Source organism: Citrobacter sp. GW821-FHT07H02 (assembly GCF_059418505.1).
Genome location: NZ_JBWKPZ010000003.1, coordinates 1 through 17,144 on the forward strand (window position 1 = coordinate 1; position 17,144 = coordinate 17,144).

Below are 17,144 nucleotides of genomic sequence, written 5' to 3' on the forward strand. Positions count from 1 at the left end.
TCATTGGTGCACCTGTGTTGTTCTGAGGTGAGCATATCACCTCTGTTCAGGTGGCCAAATTCAGTAAACCACTTCAAGGGCTGTGTCCACATTACGTGGGTAGGATCATACAGGCTCGGTGGTATCGAGGCACCCACATACTTCACTGAATATTTCATCCCATGGTTTGCCAATCTGTTTGATCAGAAAATAAAACAATGGTGTGTAATCTCGGCCCCGCTTCTGTCTGCCATGCATTGTCTCGCGCTTTGCCAGTAGCTCATCTCCGACTTTTTTACGATTGCGTTCCCAGCGATACTCAGCACCTGGATTATTAGAATGGTGTCGCGTAGTCGTGTTGACGCTGCGATACAGCTTACGGGATTTATTCAGTTGATGAGTACGCATAGCTCGATCTCGTGCATCCTTTCTTTTGTGGGTCAGTAGCCCTTTTCGGAGCTAGATTCAATAGTGATTGGCTGTATAAAAAATGGCCATGCTTGAAGGCAGTCTCATTCTGCTCAAATACCTTCCTACTGACAACTACCAAAAGTCCGCTCTTGGTTGTGAGTTCAACCGATGGATGCAACACACTTATTGAACCGCTCTGCGGGTAAGCAAATTGCACGTTATTCTGTGAGTTCCATTAATTCGATCTGGAACGTTGCCGTTCGTAGGCGAACATACGACGTCGCCGTCCGTATCAAACACGTCATACGTTTGCATGTTGGATGTTGTCAGCCGGTGCAAACCCTGCTTTTATAGCAACACAAATGGGACATGAAAACGCACAGCGGGTTTATACAGTGTACTCTGCCTGGATACATGCTCTGGACGGTGATCAGATTGCATTCCTCAACAAGCGCATCGATGAATACAACTCTGCCCCCATAGTGCCCCTGACGGTAAAACCAGTTTAGCTAACTCATTGTATTTATGGTGTGATGTCATGAAAAAGCTGTTTGTGCAGTTTTATCTGTTGCTGTTTGTCTGCTTTCTGGTCATGACCTTGCTGGTTGGTTTGGTTTATAAATTCACTGCCGAGCGCGCAGGTAAGCAATCGCTTGACGATTTGATGAAAAGTTCGCTGTACCTGATGCGCAGCGAACTGCGCGAGATCCCTCCCAGCGACTGGGGGAAAACCCTTAAAGAGATGGACCTCAATCTCTCATTCGATCTGCGTGTTGAACCGCTGAATAAATACAAACTGGATAGCATCACGACGCAGCGACTGCGGGAAGGCGATATCGTCGCGCTTGACGATCAATACACGTTTATTCAGCGTATTCCGCGCAGCCACTACGTGCTGGCCGTGGGGCCGGTGCCGTATCTCTATTTTCTGCATCAAATGCGTTTGCTGGATATGGCGTTGATGGCCTTTATCGCTATCTCCCTCGCCTTTCCAGTTTTTATCTGGATGCGGCCACACTGGCAGGAGATGTTAAGGCTGGAATCCGCAGCGCAACGCTTCGGCGAGGGACATCTCACCGAGCGGCTCCATTTTGACAATGGTTCCAGCTTCGAACGCCTCGGGATCGCCTTTAACCAAATGGCGGATAACATCAATGCCCTTATTGCCAGCAAAAAACAGCTTATTGATGGCATTGCCCACGAGCTCCGCACTCCGCTTGTACGTTTGCGCTATCGCCTGGAGATGAGCGACAATCTGAGCGAGCAAGAGTCGCTGGCGCTTAATCGCGATATTGGTCAACTGGAAGCGTTAATTGAGGAATTACTGACCTACGCTCGCCTCGATCGGCCGCAAAATGAATTAAAGCTTACGGTCCCCAACCTCCCCGCCTGGCTGATTGCCCATCTTGACGATGTGCAAAGCGTCAATCCTGAACGTGAAGTCCATCTGAGCAACCTGGTGTCTGGCGATTACGGCGCGCTGGATATGCGACTGATGGAGCGCGTACTGGATAACCTGCTTAACAATGCTTTGCGCTACTGTCATTCCACCGTGCATGTCAGTCTGCTGTTAGCGGGCAACCAGGCCACCCTGCTTGTTGAGGATGATGGCCCGGGTATCGCACCCGATGCGCGTGAACGCATCTTTGAGCCGTTTGTACGCCTCGATCCCAGCCGGGATCGCGCCACGGGCGGTTGCGGACTCGGATTAGCGATTGTTCGCTCAATCGCGCTGGCAATGGGGGGAACGGTAAGCTGTAGCGAAAGCACGTTGGGCGGCGCACAGTTCAGTTTCAACTGGCCAGTCTGGCACGACATCGCCGATTTCCCCCCTGTAAGACCTTAACCGCACGGTGGTCAGGCGTGGAATGTTGTGGTATACAATAAGTATGTTGTAACTAAAATGGTGAACATATGGCCCGTTACGATCTTGTTGAACGCCTGAATGGTACCTTTCGCCAGATAGAGCAAGAACTGGCAGACCTGACGGAAAAGCTTGAGCAGCATACCTTGCTGATGGCGCGTGTCTTTTCTCTGCCAGAAGTGACAAAAGAGGCCGAACATTCGCCGCTGGAAACCATCGACGTTAAACAGCATCTGGGGAAGGAAGCCGAAGCGCTGGCTTTGCGCCATTACCGTCACCTGTTTATCCAGCAGCAGTCTGAACATCGCAGCAGCAAAGCCGCAGTACGTCTGCCGGGGGTGCTCTGCTATCAGGTTGATCATGCCACGCAGGCGATGTTCGAAAATCGGATTCAACGCATCAACCAGTTAAAAACCACGTTTGAGCATCTTGTGACGGTCGAATCCGCCCTTGCGCCCAATGCGCGTTTCGAGTGGGTACACCGGCATTTACCCGGGCTTATTACGCTGAATGCTTACCGCACACTGACGGTTATTCGCGATCCGGCCACCTTGCGATTTGGCTGGGCAAACAAACATATCATCAAGAATTTGCGCCGCGATGATGTTCTGGCGCAGCTGGAGAAGAGTCTCAGTTCGCCGCGTAGCGTTTACCCGTGGACCCGCGAAGAGTGGCAGACCAAACTGGAACGCGAATATCAGGATATCGCTGCCCTGGGGCAACACGCCAGACTGAAGATTAAGCGGCCGGTGAAAGTGCAACCTATCGCCAGAGTCTGGTACAAAGGGCAACAGAAACAGGTTCAGCATGCCTGTCCGACACCGCTTATCGCGTTGATTAATACGGACAACGGCGCTGGCGTACCGGATATTGGTGAATTGTTAAACTACGATGCTGAAAATATTCAGCACCGTTTTAAACCACAGGCACAGCCGTTACGATTGATCATCCCACGGCTGCACCTGTATGTGGCGGATTAATGGCCCGGTTTCATACTGCCGACCATCAATTCCGGGCGAACCCAGCTGTCGAACTCCGCTTCCGTCAGGTAGCCTAACGCCAGGGCTGACGCTTTCAGGGTCAGCCCTTCTTTATGCGCTTTTTTGGCGATTTCTGCTGCTTTGTCATACCCGATATGCGTATTGAGCGCCGTCACCAGCATCAGCGATTCGTTGAGCAACTGGTTGATGCGCTCACGATTCGGCTCAATTCCCACGGCACAATGCGCGTTAAAACTCTCCATACCGTCTGCCAGCAAACGAACAGATTGCAGGAAGTTATGAATCACCATCGGACGATAGACGTTAAGCTCAAAATTGCCTGATGCCCCGCCCATATTCACTGCTACATCATTGCCCATCACCTGGCAACACAGCATAGTCAGCGCTTCACACTGGGTCGGGTTCACTTTACCCGGCATTATCGAACTTCCCGGTTCATTTTCTGGAATTTCAATCTCGCCAATTCCACAGCGTGGGCCTGACGCCAGCCAGCGCACATCGTTGGCAATTTTCATCAACGACGCTGCCAGCCCCTTTAACGCACCGTGCGCATGGACCAGCGCATCACAGGTTGCCAGCGCTTCAAATTTGTTCGGCGCAGTAACAAACGGCGCGCCGCTACTTACCGCCAGTTCATCCGCCACCCGGCCGGCATACTCCGGATGGGTATTCAACCCGGTTCCGACGGCCGTTCCGCCCAGCGCCAGTTCCGCGACGTGCGGCAAACTATGCTCAATATGGTTGAGATTGTGTTCCAGCATCGCCACCCAGCCCGAAATCTCCTGGCCAAGCGTCAGGGGGGTCGCATCCTGCAGGTGTGTACGGCCAATTTTGACAATATCCGCAAAGGCGTGGGATTTTTCGGTGAGCGTTTTGGTCAATACCTTCAACTGTGGGATCAGCTGATTGCGCAACGCCAGCAGCGCAGCGACATGCATCGCCGTCGGGAAAACGTCGTTCGAACTCTGACTTTTATTGACGTCATCATTCGGATGCACTTTGCGTTCCATGCCGCGAACGCCGCCCATCAGTTCGCTGGCACGGTTTGCCAGCACCTCGTTCATGTTCATATTGCTCTGGGTTCCCGACCCGGTCTGCCAGATAGCCAGCGGGAACTCATCAGTATGTTTGTCAGCCAGCACTTCATCTGCCGCCTGCCTGATAGCAGAGGCTTTCTCCGCCGACAGTAATCCTAAATCTTCGTTGACCTTTGCCGCTGCGCGCTTGGTCAGCGCCAGCGCGTGGATCAGTGAGACGGGCATTTTCTCCGTAGAAATACGAAAATGCTCCAGCGAACGCTGGGTTTGCGCGCCCCATAGCTTATCTGCCGGGACATCAATCGCGCCCATCGAATCTTTCTCGCGGCGTACCGTTACCATGACCTGCTCCTTATACAATCATTTGATTAGGTTATGTTTCGACATGGCCCACTTGCTTGCGGTCTTAATAAGTATCAACGAAATCAGTACCGCCATTTGGTAGTTTGTGCGGTAAAAAAAACCGCCCCGAAGGGCGGCTGACGTTACTTAACGCAGCGTGCGCACTGCGACGTCTGAATCTGTTGGAAGAAATCGTTGCCCTTATCATCGACAAGAATAAAGGCCGGGAAATCTTCGACTTCAATTTTCCAGATAGCTTCCATCCCCAGTTCAGGATATTCCACACACTCCAGACTCTTGATACTGCCCTGAGCCAGTACCGCCGCCGGACCGCCAATGCTGCCAAGATAGAAGCCACCGTGCTTATGACACGCATCGGTAACCTGTTGGCTGCGGTTGCCTTTCGCCAGCATGATCATACTGCCGCCTGCCGACTGGAGCTGATCCACATAGGAATCCATACGTCCTGCGGTGGTTGGGCCAAGCGAACCAGAGGCATACCCTTCTGGCGTTTTCGCCGGGCCGGCGTAGTAGATAGGATGATCTTTCACGTACTGCGGCAAACCTTCACCGTTATCCAGACGCTCTTTCAACTTTGCGTGAGCAATATCGCGCCCCACAATAATGGTGCCGTTCAACGACAAACGCGTCGATACCGGATACTGCGACAGTTGCTCAAGGATCGCTTTCATCGGGCGATTAAGGTCGATCCGAACCGCCTCACCTTCACCGGCCTGACGTAACGCTTCCGGGATGTATTTCCCCGGGTTGTGCTCAAGTTTCTCTACCCAGATACCTTTACGGTTGATCTTCGCCTTGATGTTGCGGTCCGCAGAACAGGAGACGCCCATTCCCACCGGACATGACGCGCCGTGACGCGGCAGACGAATCACCCGGATGTCGTGTGCGAAATATTTCCCGCCAAACTGCGCGCCCAGCCCAAGATTTTGCGCTTCAATCAGCAGCTCTTTTTCCAGTTCGACATCACGAAACGCCTGGCCGTGCTCGTTACCTTCGGTTGGCAGTTCGTCATAGTATTTTGCCGAAGCCAGTTTGACGGTCTTCAGCGTTGCTTCCGCCGAGGTACCGCCAATCACAAAGGCGATGTGGTACGGTGGGCAAGCCGCCGTCCCCAGCGTGCGCATCTTATCGACCAGATAATTTTTCAATTTTCCGGGTGATAACAGGGCTTTGGTTTCCTGATACAGATAGGTTTTGTTCGCCGACCCGCCGCCTTTGGCGATACACAGGAATTTATATTCGTCGCCATCGACGCTGTAGAGATCAATCTGCGCAGGCAAGTTGGTGCCGGTATTGACCTCTTTGTACATATCCAGCGCGGCGTTTTGCGAATAGCGCAGGTTGTCTTCGATGTAGGTGTTATAGACACCGCGGGCAAGCGCGGCTTCATCGCCGCCGCCTGTCCAGACACGTTGACCTTTTTTACCGACGATAATCGCCGTGCCGGTATCCTGGCAGGTTGGCAAAATACCTTTAGCAGCGATGTCGGAGTTACGCAAAAATTGCAGTGCGACATACTTATCGTTTTCGCTGGCATCCGGGTCATGCAGAATATCGGCCACCTGTTGCTGGTGCGCAGGACGCAGCATAAAAGAGGCATCATGGAATGCCTGTCGGGCAACGAGGGTTAAGGCTTCCGGGGCAACCTTGAGCACTTCCTGCCCGGCAAACTCGGCAACGGAAACATGCTCACTGGTCAGTAGATAATATTCGGTGTCATCCTTTTGGAGGGGAAAAGGATCCTGATAATGGAAGGGTTTGTTTGACATTGTACTCTCACTTACAGCTCGGTCTGTTTATACTCTGGGCAGATTTTCCAAAGCCCTGCTAAAAAGCAATTCACCTATCCTACACATTTTTTTAACAAAAACTGAGACAAGGACGACTTTTTACGTGCAGAGGTTACTTCCACTGGGTTTCTTGCTTTAATACACGCATTAATTTCCACATTGAAACAAGGCTTGATAATGCAAAAACTCATCAACTCAGTGCAAAACTATGCCTGGGGAAGTAAAACTGCGTTAACAGAACTCTATGGGATCGCCAATCCGTCTCAGCAGCCGATGGCTGAACTCTGGATGGGGGCGCACCCGAAAAGCAGCTCAAAAGTTCAGGATGCTCACGGTCAAACCGTCTCATTGCGCGACGTGATCGACAGTAACAAATCTGCGCTGCTTGGCGATGCGGTCGCTAACCGTTTTGGTGAGTTGCCGTTCCTGTTTAAAGTGCTGTGCGCCGCGCAACCGCTCTCCATTCAGGTACACCCGAACAAACACAATTCTGAAGTCGGATTTGCGAAAGAGAATGCCGCGGGTATCCCGATGGATGCCGCAGAGCGCAACTATAAAGATCCGAACCACAAACCCGAGCTGGTTTTTGCCCTGACGCCATTTTTGGCGATGAATGCGTTTCGTGAGTTTTCCGAGATTGTTTCTTTGCTACAGCCAGTTTCCGGCGCACACCCAGCCATTGCGCACTTCCTGCAAGCCCCTAACGCGGAAAGTCTGAGTCAGCTCTTTGCCAGCCTGCTCAATATGAAGGGTGAGGAGAAATCCCGCGCGCTGGCGGTGTTAAAAGCCGCACTGAACAGCCAACAAGGCGAACCGTGGCAGACTATCCGTGTTATTTCTGAGTTCTACCCGGATGACAGCGGCCTCTTTTCACCGCTGCTGCTGAATGTGGTCAAACTGAACCCTGGCGAGGCCATGTTCCTGTTTGCCGAAACGCCGCATGCGTACCTGCAGGGCGTGGCTTTAGAAGTCATGGCGAACTCCGACAACGTGCTGCGTGCCGGATTAACGCCAAAATACATTGATATCCCGGAACTTGTCGCCAACGTTCAGTTTGTGGCAAAACCCGCGTCTCAATTGCTGACCACCCCGGTCAAAAACGGTGCGGAGCTGGACTTCCCTATCCCGGTGGATGATTTTGCGTTTTCCCTGCATGACCTGTCTGCGCAGGAAACGGCTATCGCCCAGCAAAGCGCGGCCATTCTGTTCTGCGTTGAAGGTGAAGCGGTACTGAGCAAAGGCGAAGAGCGGCTGGTCCTTAAGCCGGGAGAATCGGCATTTATTGGCGCACAAGAGTCTCCGGTTTCTGCCAGCGGCGTGGGCCGTTTAGCCAGGGTTTATAACAAGCTTTAGCAACATACTGAATTTTTTAACAACTCTTGCTAAGCTAGTAAGTGGCTTATAACTTATCCAGGCGGATTCTCCCGCCTGGTTTCATTTTATGGATAATCGATATGAAAAAATCGCTGGTAGCTGCGGGAGTCATCGTTGCACTTGGCATCGTCTGGACGGGTGGCGCCTGGTACACAGGGAAGAAACTGGAAACGCATCTTTCCGAGATGATTTCTGAGGCTAATACCCAACTTAAACTGAATTCACCGGAAGCGAACATAGAACTCAGTTATCAGAACTACCAGCGTGGCGTATTTAGCAGCCAGTTGCAGTTGGTGGTAAAACCCATCGCAGGTAAAGAAAGTCCATGGATGAAACCAGACCAAAGTCTGGTGGTGAATGAAGCGGTAGATCACGGTCCCTTCCCGTTCGCCCAGTTGAAGACGCTGAATCTTGTCCCTTCAATGGCCTCAGTCAAGACCACCCTGGTGAACAATGCGTTTAGTAAGCCGTTGTTTGATTTCGCCAAAGGTGAGTCACCGTTCGAAATTAACTCCCGTATCGCCTACAGTGGCGACACGCGCTCCAGTATCGCCATCAAGCCGTTAAGCTACGAAAATGAAGGCGAAAAAGTGGCATTCAGCGGGGGTGAATTCCAGTTCGATGCAGACAAAGACGGGAGCATCCTTTCTCTGACGGGTGAAGCGCAAAGCGGACTGGTTGATGCCGTCAATGAATATAACCAGAAAGTACAAATCACCTTTAATAACCTGAAAACCGACGGTGCCAGTAGCGTCGCCAGTTTTGGCGGGCGCATAGGTAACCAACAGCTGTCGGTAGAAAAACTGGCAATCTCAGTCGAAGGCAAAGAGATGTCGGTACTGGAAGGGATGAACATCAGCGGGAAATCCGAACTGACGCCTGATGGTAAAACCATCAACAGCCAACTGGACTACGCGCTTAAGAGTCTTAAAGTTCAGGGGCAGGATTTGGGTAGCGGTCAACTAACCTTGAAAGCGGGCCAGATTAATGCTGAAGCCTGGCATCAGTTTAGTAAGCAGTATAACGCGCAAACACAAGCGCTGATGGCACAACCGGACGTGGTGCAAGATCCTGACCTTTATCAGGAAAAAGTGACTGAAGCGTTTTTCACCGCCCTGCCGCTGCTGTTGAAAGGCGAACCGGTGATCACTGTTGCGCCATTGAGCTGGAAAAACGCCAAAGGTGAAACAGCACTTAATTTATCTCTTTTCCTGAAAGATCCGACAACCTCAACCGTTGAGCCGCAAAGCCTGGCGCAGGAGCTGGACCGCTCTGTTAAATCCCTCGAGGGTAAGCTGACGATCCCGGTGGATATGGCCGTTGAGTTCATGACGCAGGTCGCAAAGCTTGAAGGCTATCAGCCGGAAGAAGCGGCCAGTATGGCGAATCAACAGGTAAAAGGTCTCGCTGCGATGGGACAAATGTTCCGTATCACGACGATGCAGGATAATGCCATTGCCACCAGCCTGCAGTACGCGAACGGTCAGGTAACACTTAACGGGCAAAAAATGCCGTTAGATGAGTTCGTGGGGATGTTTGGCATGCCGACGCTCCCTGTTCCACAAGCGCCTGCCGTACCTCAGCCGTAATTTTTCAACACGCAGTCTGCCCGATGACATTACGCTCATCGGGCAATTCGCTTCGCGATGGGTTCAGCCGTTGCGCCAGAACGTTACTTCTGGGTGATAAGTCGGGCCGAAATGGTCTGGCTACGCGACACGCTCTCTTCGTGACCAATCTTCTGCAGGATGCGTTCCGCCAGGGTATACCCTATCTCGCGGGCGGGGGTACAGGCCCAGACAATGGGCAAATCATCCAGTGCATGTTCCGCAACATCGGCAAACGCCGCCAACGAAATTTGCTGATCAAAATAGCGATCCACGCCGCTTTCGCCACTTTGACGCCCTGCCCGCATCAACCCAAACCACGCACCCATCGCGATAGTTTCGTTGTAGCAGACCACCGCGCTAATGGTCGGGTTGTGTCGCAGCAAGGCGGTAATCGCTTCGGCTGCCTGCTTCTGGCTGGAAACACATTCCAGTACCCAGTCGCTGTGAAACGGCAAACCGAATTTCAGGAGGGTTGCGCAATAGCCGCCGACGCGCTCAGCCCGGGTCAGCGATGAACTTTGCCCCCCGAGCCATGCAATGCGTTGATGCCCGTGGCGAATGAGATGCTCGGTCAGCAACTGCGCCGCCTGCATGTTATCCGGGCGGACCGTATCCACTTCATCAAGGTAACTGGCGCGTGAAGCAAACACCACCGGGATCCCTTTTTCCTCTGCCAGTTGTCGCAAGGTATCGCTGCTGCCTGCCGCACCGGCAATCACCACACCATCGACGCCCTGATTGAGCAACATAGAAAAGCGTTGCGTTAGCTGTTCGCCGTCCTGACCGCCGTGAAGGAGAAAAACCATCCGCCCCTGCGACTCCAGCGCTTCCGTCAGCCCGGCGGTCAGTTCTGCATAAAAAGAGGCCGACAGGTCACGCACAATCAATCCAATGACGCCACTCTGCCCGCCGCGCAGCGCCGAAGCCTGACGATTGCGAACAAACCCGAGCTGTTCAATCGCCGCATTCACCCGTTCGCCGGTGGCCGACGAAATGCGGCCTTTACCGCTAAGTACTAATGAAACGGTACTGACAGAGACACCCGCAGCCAACGCAACATCATGGATAGTAATTTTTTTGGCTATGGCCATGAAAACTGAAAACTCCCCCGAAAACGTGACCTACCCGTGCCTTGACCGGATAGAGATAAAACGTTTTATCAATTACTTATATTTATACGCTTTATTATCCTTCTGTAATGTGATTTATGCCGCACTAAAATTAGGTAAAACGTTTTATCTTTTCGTCCCACAAACCTAAAACAGAGCCTTCTTTTCACAAGGAATCGTTAGATGACGACGAGAACAACGCCAAAAATAACCTTATGGGAGTTTTTTCAGCAGCTGGGGAAAACGTTTATGTTGCCCGTGGCCCTGCTCTCTTTCTGCGGGATCATGCTGGGCATCGGTAGCTCTCTGAGCAGCCATGACGTTATCACGCTGATCCCGGCGTTGGGGAATCCTGTGCTACAGGCCCTGTTTACCTGGATGAGTAAAGTCGGCTCCTTTGCGTTCAGTTTCCTGCCGGTGATGTTCTGTATCGCCATCCCGCTCGGGCTGGCGCGTGAAAACAAAGGCGTTGCCGCCTTTGCGGGATTCGTCGGCTATGCCGTGATGAACCTTGCGGTGAACTTCTGGTTAACCGCGAAAGGGATCCTTCCGACCACCGATGCCGCGATTCTGAAAGCCAACAACGTACAGAATATTCTGGGGATCCAGTCGATCGACACCGGGATCCTCGGCGCGGTTATCGCCGGGATTATCGTCTGGATGCTGCATGAGCGTTTTCATAACATCCGTCTGCCGGACGCGCTGGCCTTCTTTGGCGGCACCCGTTTTGTTCCGATCATCTCTTCCGTAGTGATGGGACTTGTCGGTCTGGTTATCCCGCTGGTGTGGCCGGTTTTCGCGATGGGTATCAGCGGACTGGGACACATCATTAACAGCGCCGGTGATTTCGGTCCAATGATTTTTGGTACCGGTGAACGCCTGTTGCTGCCGTTTGGTCTGCACCATATTCTGGTGGCCTTGATTCGCTTCACCGAAGCGGGCGGCACGCAGGAGGTTTGCGGCCATAGCGTCAGTGGCGCATTGACCATTTTCCAGGCACAGCTGAGCTGCCCTACCACCCACGGTTTCTCTGAAAGCGCGACCCGCTTCCTGTCTCAGGGGAAAATGCCGGCTTTCCTCGGCGGTCTGCCAGGTGCGGCATTGGCTATGTATCACTGCGCCCGCCCGGAAAACCGTCACAAAATTAAAGGGCTGCTGATTTCAGGTCTGATCGCCTGCGTCGTCGGCGGAACGACAGAACCGCTGGAGTTCCTGTTCCTGTTTGTCGCTCCCGTGTTGTATGTGATTCATGCCCTGCTGACTGGCCTTGGCTTCACCGTTATGGCGATTCTGGGCGTCACTATCGGTAACACCGACGGCAACATCATCGACTTTGTGGTATTCGGTATTCTGCACGGCCTCTCCACGAAGTGGTATCTGGTGCCGGTGGTGGCCGCCGTCTGGTTTGCGGTCTACTACGTGATTTTCCGCTTCGCCATTACCCGCTTTAATCTGAAGACGCCGGGTCGCGATACGGAAATTGCCAACAATATTGAGAAAGTCGTGGCCGGTGCGCCTGGAAAATCCGGCTATAACGTTCCGGCCATCCTCGCTGCGCTGGGTGGCAGTGACAATATCGTCAACCTGGATAACTGCATTACACGCTTACGTTTGTCGGTTAAGGACATGTCGCTGGTGAATGTGCAGGCGCTAAAAGACAATCGTGCCATCGGCGTGGTACAGCTGAACCAGCACAATTTACAGGTGGTCATTGGCCCGCAGGTACAGTCTGTGAAAGACGAAATGGCCAGTCTGATGAACACCGTTCAGGCATAAGGATAGCGATATGTTCGATTTTTCGAAGGTTGTCGACAGGCACGGAACCTGGTGTACGCAGTGGGATTATGTCGCCGACCGTTTTGGTTGCGCCGATCTGCTGCCATTTACCATCTCTGATATGGATTTCACCACTGCCCCCTGCATTCTTGAGGCGCTGAATCAGCGCCTGACGCACGGTGTTCTGGGGTACAGTCGTTGGAAAAACGAGGAATTTTTAGGCGCCATCAGCCACTGGTTTTTGACGCGCCACCACACCCCGATTGACCCTCAATCGGTGGTGTATGGTCCCTCCGTTATCTATATGGTGTCTGAGCTGATCCGCCAGTGGTCCAATGTGGGCGAAGGCGTGGTCATCCATACCCCGGCTTATGATGCTTTTTATAAAGCCATTGAGGGGAACCAACGCACCGTTCTTCCTGTTGCGCTGGAAAAACGTGATAACGACTGGCTCTGCGACATGACAAAGCTCGAGGCCGTACTCGCTCGCCCTGAGAGCAAGATCCTGCTGTTATGCAGTCCTCAGAATCCCACGGGCAAAGTCTGGACTCGTGATGAACTGGAGACCATGGCGGAACTTTGTCATCGTCACGGCGTCCGGGTTATTTCTGATGAGATTCATATGGATATGGTTTGGGGAGAGCAACCTCACATCCCCTGGAGCAACGTGGCGCGCGGTCACTGGGCCCTGCTGACCTCCGGGTCCAAGAGTTTCAATATCCCGGCATTAACCGGGGCATACGGGCTTATCGAAGATGAAAGCAGTCGGGAACGCTACCTGAGCGCCCTGAAAGGCCGCGATGGTTTGTCTTCACCGGCAGTACTGGCGCTTACCGCGCACATTGCCGCCTATCAGGACGGCGCGGAGTGGCTAGATGCGCTACGCGACTACCTGAGAGATAACCTGGACTTTATCGCGCAGTCACTGAATACAGCATTTCCGGAGCTAAACTGGCAGGCGCCGCAATCCACCTATCTGGCGTGGATCGATCTTCGTCCGTTAAACATTGATGATAAGGCATTACAGGATGCGCTGATTTATCAGGAAAAAGTCGCCATTATGCCCGGCTATACTTACGGTCAGGATGGCCGGGGGTTTGTGCGATTGAATGCCGGTTGTCCCCGCGCGAAACTTGAAAAAGGCGTTACCGGTTTAATCAACGCTATCCGGGCCGTACGCTAACTCTGGTTGCGCAATGAAATTAATCATTGCGCAACATAGATTTTACCCCCCGTTTGTTTTTATAATAGCGAGCACTTTTATATTCAAAAAATGAGTGCGACCATGATTGATACTTCCCTTCCGTTAACTGATGTTCATCGCCACCTTGATGGCAACATTCGTGCCCAAACTATTCTTGATCTTGGCCGCCAGTTTAATTTGACCCTCCCCGCTCAAACACTTGAAACCCTGATCCCACATGTACAGGTAACCTCGACAGAACCTGACCTGGTCAGTTTTCTCTCAAAGCTGGACTGGGGCGTGAAAGTGCTGGCCTCGCTGGATGCCTGTCGTCGCGTGGCCTACGAGAACGTGGAAGATGCCGCACGTAACGGTTTGCATTATGTTGAACTGCGTTTTTCGCCGGGCTACATGGCAATGAGCCATCAACTCCCTGTTGCGGGCGTGGTCGAAGCGGTCATCGCTGGCGTGCAGGAAGGCAGCCAGGCGTTCGGTGTTGAAGTCCGTCTGATCGGCATCATGAGCCGCACATTCGGTGAAGCGGCATGTCTGCAGGAGCTTGAGGCATTGCTGGCCCACCGCGATCGCATCACCGCCCTCGATCTGGCTGGCGACGAACTCGGATTCCCGGGTAGCCTGTTCCTGTCACACTTTAATCGCGCACGTGACGCTGGCTGGCATATTACCGTCCACGCAGGCGAAGCGGCCGGTCCGGAAAGTATCTGGCAGGCTATCCGTGAGCTGGGCGCTGAGCGAATTGGTCATGGCGTAAAAGCCGTTGAAGATCGTGCGTTAATGGATTTTCTGGCTGAGCAGCGTATCGGGATTGAATCGTGTCTGACCTCCAATATTCAGACCAGCACCGTCGCATCGCTCGCCGTACACCCACTGAAAACGTTCCTTGAGCACGGCGTGATGGCAAGCCTGAATACCGATGATCCTGCCGTACAAGGGGTAGATATTATTCACGAATACACCGTCGCGGCGCCTGCGGCAGGTCTGTCACGTGAGCAGATTCGCCAGGCGCAAATCAACGGCCTGGAAATGGCTTTCCTGAGTGAAGCGGAAAAACGCGCACTACGTGAAAAAGTGGCTGCGGCGTAAGCGTATCGTTGCCGGATAAGCCACGCTTATCCGGCATTGCCGAAAAGAGAGAAAATCAGGTAAGACTTAGCGTTGCACGGTGTTTCGCTGACTCAATACCCAGTTCAATCAGTTCCATAATTTGAATAGCCTGACTCGCCGGAACCGGATTTTCACCGTTACCGTTCAGCGCATCGCGGATACCGGCGTAATAAGCCGGATAGTTACCCGGAACGGTCAACCAGGTCTCTTCCACACGTTCTTCACCCTCAACACGCGTTAACACACCGTCACGCATATCGTAGCCCCAATCCTCCTGTGGCAGACGTTCGCCATTTTTCAGACGTTCTTCTTGCGGATCAAGACCATATTTCACGTAGCTTGCGCGCGAACCGTGCACGATATAACGAGCCGACTCCGCTGCCGCCAGCATCGTGCCATGCAGAACGACCCGGCGCTGTGGGTAGGCCAGCACGGCATGGAAGTAATCGGTAGACTGCGCGCCCGGACGCAGTTGCGCGAGATCGACCGTCATACTGACAGGTAAGCCGAACAGATTAATGGCCTGATCGAGCAAATGCGGCGCCAGATCATACCAAATACCGCTGCCCGGTCCGCTCTGTTCCCGCCAGCGATCGCGAACCTGCGGACGAAAGCGGTCAAAGTGAGATTCAAAATACGCCACCTCGCCCAGCACACCATCAGCCAGCAGCGCCTTCAGCGTCAGGAAATCGCTGTCCCAGCGCCGGTTGTGGAAAACGGAAAGCACCCGTCCCAGACTGCGGGCTAGTGAATCCAGCTCACGCGCTTGTGACAGTGTCACGGTAAACGGTTTGTCCACCACGACGTGTTTCCCCGCTTCCAGCGCCGCTTTTGCCAGCGGGAAGTGCGTGTCGTTCGGGGTGGGGATCACAATAAGGTCGATAGTCGGATCGTTGAAAAGATGTTTAGGCTCAGAGACAACCGCCACAGAAGGCCAGTCAGCCTTCACTTTTGTTTCATCACTACTGGATACCGCCGCCAACTCCAGTCCAGGCGTCCCTACGATCAAAGGTGCATGGAAAGTTTTGCTGGCATAACCGTAACCGATTAACCCAACACGGATGTTGTCACTCATGTCATTGCCTCTCATTACAGAACATTCACATTTCACACTATCCAATAACCACTCACAATAGTTTAGTGGCCTTACAACGACAAAGGCCATAAGTTAACTTAAGTCAAACAAATGCCACTTTACCTAAACTTGTTGTGAAAAAGTCGTTGAAATCGTTCCCGATGAACTTGCCGTCTTAAATGTTGATGGGTAACATTTGCATCCTGTGTTTATGGATAAATCAAAGCAAATGTCGTCAGTAATGAATCGTCTTATTGAATTAACAGGCTGGGTTGTTCTTGTGGTCTCCGTCATTCTTTTGGGTGTAGCCAGTCATATCGACAATTATCAACCTCCAGAACCTACCGCCACCGTTGGGAAAAAATAAACGTCGCCGGGATCAGATGCCGTACATGGCATGACGCGAGGATGTTTACCGTTTGGTCACCCCGTGAATCCGCTGTAAATTTATCAAAATAGGATAAATGTACCGCGTCCAGACCCGACGTTTATTGCCTGTTTTAAAGAAGCGCGTTACCCTTCCGGCGGGTGCTTAATTGCACCCGCCTGTTTATACGTAAGAACTATCTTATTTTGAAAATCACGTGTCGCTTAACGTTCCCTGCGCCTGGTTGTGTATTTTCATATTTACTACTCCGTTAGTGTTATTTTTTTAATATGGATCCCTATTTATGACTGTCCAGGATTATCTATTAAAATTCCGTAAAATCAGTTCACTCGAAAGTCTGGAAAAATTGTTCGACCATCTTAACTACACGCTGACTGACGATCGGGAGATTATCAATATGTACCGTGCCGCCGACCATCGTCGTGCGGAATTGATCTCCGGTGGACGACTGTTTGATGTCGGTCAGGTGCCCAAATCTGTCTGGCATTACGTGCAATAACGAAGAGAGTAGCGATCACCGTTAAAAGATTTATAATAATCGCCCCAAAATAGAGGGTATGCCTGTTAGCGCCAGCAAATCTGGAGAAGATATGACCACAACACCGGCACAACGCATTGGAGGCTGGTTGCTTGGCCCGTTAGCCTGGCTGTTAGTCGCGCTATTGAGCGCATCACTGGCACTGCTGCTTTACGTCACTGCGCTTGCGAATCCGCAAACGCTAAAAGCGCTGAGTGAACAAGAGACGGGCAACTTAGTGCTCTGGGGCATTTCATTTTTGACTGCGATTGCGATGTGGTACTACACGCTGTGGCTGACAATTGCCTTCTTCAAACGCAGGCAATGTGTGCCTAAGCACTATATTCTCTGGCTGCTGATATCCGTATTACTGGCCATCAAAGCGTTTGCGTTTTCGCCAGTGCCTGATGCTTTTGCCGTTCGCCAGTTGTTGTTTCCATTACTGGCGGCTGCCCTGATGGCGCCCTATTTCAAACGTTCAGCGCGCGTAAAAGCCACGTTTGTGAACCCGTAATAACCTTACAGTTCACCTGTTGTCGCCT

14 protein-coding genes and 1 pseudogene are annotated in these 17,144 nt (G+C 52.4%); 11 read left to right on the top strand and 4 right to left on the bottom strand.

Translation table 11 applies throughout. The features are described from left to right. Positions 1-591: 591 nt before the first annotated feature. The 3 genes and pseudogenes from AC07NP_RS05235 to tus all read left to right on the top strand — a co-directional run. Positions 592-899 (top strand): annotated as a pseudogene (locus AC07NP_RS05235) (tyrosine-type recombinase/integrase); the annotation flags it as partial. 29 nt (positions 900-928) lie between these two features. Next, positions 929-2,236: a two-component system sensor histidine kinase RstB gene (gene rstB / locus AC07NP_RS05240; protein WP_494659779.1), complete on the top strand. Its 1,308-nt coding sequence runs from the start codon at positions 929-931 to the stop codon at positions 2,234-2,236. Between the two features lie 68 nt (positions 2,237-2,304). After that, complete coding sequence (gene tus, locus AC07NP_RS05245) at positions 2,305-3,234, top strand: DNA replication terminus site-binding protein (protein WP_494659780.1); 930 nt, start codon at positions 2,305-2,307, stop codon at positions 3,232-3,234. Here tus and fumC read toward each other — a convergent pair. Both fumC and fumB read right to left on the bottom strand, forming a co-directional pair. Continuing rightward, positions 3,231-4,634 carry a class II fumarate hydratase gene (gene fumC, locus AC07NP_RS05250; RefSeq protein WP_494659781.1) on the bottom strand — a complete coding sequence of 468 codons (1,404 nt, stop codon included), beginning with the start codon at positions 4,632-4,634 and terminating at the stop codon, positions 3,231-3,233. The genes tus and fumC overlap by 4 nt on opposite strands. 143 nt (positions 4,635-4,777) lie before the next feature. Next, positions 4,778-6,424: a class I fumarate hydratase gene (gene fumB, locus AC07NP_RS05255; protein ID WP_494659782.1), complete on the bottom strand. Its 1,647-nt coding sequence runs from the start codon at positions 6,422-6,424 to the stop codon at positions 4,778-4,780. A 198-nt stretch (positions 6,425-6,622) separates the two neighbouring features. On the opposite strand from fumB, the gene manA reads away from it, so the two are divergent. Both manA and AC07NP_RS05265 read left to right on the top strand, forming a co-directional pair. Further along, positions 6,623-7,798, top strand: a complete 1,176-nt coding sequence (gene manA, locus AC07NP_RS05260) for a mannose-6-phosphate isomerase (RefSeq protein WP_494659783.1) — start codon at positions 6,623-6,625, stop codon at positions 7,796-7,798. A 101-nt stretch (positions 7,799-7,899) separates the two neighbouring features. Beyond that, entirely contained in the window at positions 7,900-9,408 is a 1,509-nt protein-coding gene (locus tag AC07NP_RS05265) for a YdgA family protein (protein ID WP_494659784.1), read from the top strand. A gap of 83 nt (positions 9,409-9,491) precedes the next feature. Here the strand turns inward: AC07NP_RS05265 and AC07NP_RS05270 are convergent, their stop codons facing one another. Next, positions 9,492-10,520, bottom strand: a complete 1,029-nt coding sequence (locus AC07NP_RS05270) for a Mal regulon transcriptional regulator MalI (protein WP_276291843.1) — start codon at positions 10,518-10,520, stop codon at positions 9,492-9,494. Positions 10,521-10,721: 201 nt separating this feature from the next. Between AC07NP_RS05270 and malX the strand changes: the two genes are divergently transcribed. From malX to add, 3 genes are all read left to right on the top strand, one after another. Further along, positions 10,722-12,314 (top strand): maltose/glucose-specific PTS transporter subunit IIBC, encoded by a 1,593-nt coding sequence (gene malX, locus AC07NP_RS05275; RefSeq protein ID WP_494659785.1) that lies wholly within the window; start codon positions 10,722-10,724, stop codon positions 12,312-12,314. Between the two features lie 10 nt (positions 12,315-12,324). Further along, entirely contained in the window at positions 12,325-13,497 is a 1,173-nt protein-coding gene (locus AC07NP_RS05280) for a MalY/PatB family protein (protein ID WP_494659786.1), read from the top strand. A gap of 102 nt (positions 13,498-13,599) precedes the next feature. Then, complete coding sequence (add, locus tag AC07NP_RS05285) at positions 13,600-14,601, top strand: adenosine deaminase (protein ID WP_494659787.1); 1,002 nt, start codon at positions 13,600-13,602, stop codon at positions 14,599-14,601. A gap of 55 nt (positions 14,602-14,656) precedes the next feature. On the opposite strand, the gene AC07NP_RS05290 is transcribed toward add, so the two are convergent. Further along, complete coding sequence (locus AC07NP_RS05290; protein WP_494659788.1) at positions 14,657-15,697, bottom strand: oxidoreductase; 1,041 nt, start codon at positions 15,695-15,697, stop codon at positions 14,657-14,659. Between the two features lie 241 nt (positions 15,698-15,938). Here AC07NP_RS05290 and blr point away from each other — a divergent pair, with 241 nt between their 5' ends. The 3 genes from blr to AC07NP_RS05305 all read left to right on the top strand — a co-directional run bounded on the left by blr (position 15,939) and on the right by AC07NP_RS05305 (position 17,116). Further along, complete coding sequence (gene blr / locus AC07NP_RS05295; protein WP_203361281.1) at positions 15,939-16,064, top strand: division septum protein Blr; 126 nt, start codon at positions 15,939-15,941, stop codon at positions 16,062-16,064. A gap of 304 nt (positions 16,065-16,368) precedes the next feature. Continuing rightward, a complete protein-coding gene (gene ydgT, locus AC07NP_RS05300; RefSeq protein ID WP_162380406.1) occupies positions 16,369-16,584 on the top strand; it encodes a transcription modulator YdgT in 216 nt (71 codons plus the stop codon). Between the two features lie 91 nt (positions 16,585-16,675). After that, complete coding sequence (locus tag AC07NP_RS05305; RefSeq protein WP_192612120.1) at positions 16,676-17,116, top strand: DUF2569 domain-containing protein; 441 nt, start codon at positions 16,676-16,678, stop codon at positions 17,114-17,116. The last annotated feature ends 28 nt before the right edge of the window (positions 17,117-17,144 follow it).